General features: G+C 68.3%; 1 protein-coding gene. It reads left to right on the top strand.

Going from position 1 to position 1316, the window contains the following annotated elements; all coding sequences use genetic code 11:
• Positions 1-1316 (top strand): HAD-IC family P-type ATPase (locus tag A5696_RS00745; protein ID WP_156738200.1); only part of this gene is annotated, 1316 nt, incomplete at both ends.

Below are 1316 nucleotides of genomic sequence, written 5' to 3'. Positions count from 1 at the left end.
GGCGACATCGACATCCTGATCACCGACAAGACCGGCACGCTGACGGAGGGCCGCATCCGCCTGGTCGGCGCGGTCGATCCGGCCGGTGCGCCGGCCGAGCCGGTCCGGCGGCTCGGGTTGCTGGCCACCGACGTCGACCCGGAATCCGGTGTGGTGAGCGCCAATCCGCTCGACGCCGCGCTGTGGGACTCCCCGCAGCCACAGCAACTGGTGGGCGGCGCGGTGCGCCGCGTCGCGCTGCTGCCGTTCGACCACGAGCGGCGCGCGACGTCGGTGTTGGTCGACGACGACGGCAACCGCCTCCTCGTCGTCAAGGGCGCCCCCGAACAGGTCCTGGACCGGTGCGACGGGACGCCGGCGGCCGCGGATGCGACCCTGGCGGACTTGTTCGCCGCCGGACGGCGGGTGGTCGCCGTCGCCACCCGCCCGGCCGCCGAGCTGACGGAGCTCACCGCCGACGACGAACACGACCTCACGCTGGCCGGCTTTCTGGTCTTCGCCGACGAACCCAAACCCGCGGCGCGCCAGTCGCTGGCACAGCTGGCCGAACTGGGCATCGAGCTCAAGATCGCCACCGGCGACAATCCGCGGGTCGCCGAAAAGGTCTGCAATGACCTGGGTTTGGCGTCCAAGGGCACTCTCACCGGCGCCGAGCTGGAACCCCTCGACGACGACGGGTTCGTCGACGCCGCGCAAAACCACACCATCTTCGCGCGCATCTCCCCCGAGCAGAAGGCGCGGCTGATCACCGCGCTGCGCCGCAACGGGCGATCGGTCGGCTTCCTCGGCGACGGCGTCAACGACGCGTTGGCCCTGCACGCCGCGGACGTGGGGATCTCCGTAGACAGCGCCACCGACGTCGCCAAGGACGCGGCCGACGTGGTGCTGCTGGAAAAGGACCTGGGGGTGCTGGCCACCGGGGTGGCCACGGGCAGAAGGATTTTCGCCAATACCATCAAGTACGTGTTCATGGGCACATCGAGCAATTTCGGCAACACCTTCAGCGCCGCCGCCGCGTCGGCGTTCTTGCCGTTTCTGCCGATGCTGCCCAGCCAGATCCTGCTGGGCAACCTGCTCTACGATGCCTCGCAGTTGGCGATCCCCACCGACCGCGTCGATGAGGAGCAACGCGATGCGCCGGCGCACTGGAACGTCGCCTTCATCCGCAGGTTCATGCTGACGTTCGGGCCCATCAACTCGCTGTTCGACTTCTTGACCTTCGGATTCATGCTCGGCATCCTGCACGCCGGCGAGGTGGCGTTTCACACCGGGTGGTTCCTGGAAAACCTTCTCACCCAGACGTTTATCGTTTTCGC

Source organism: Mycobacterium sp. E2699 (genome assembly GCF_001666745.1).
In the GTDB taxonomy this organism is placed as follows: domain Bacteria; phylum Actinomycetota; class Actinomycetes; order Mycobacteriales; family Mycobacteriaceae; genus Mycobacterium.
This window is presented reverse-complemented; position numbering and strand designations above follow the sequence as displayed.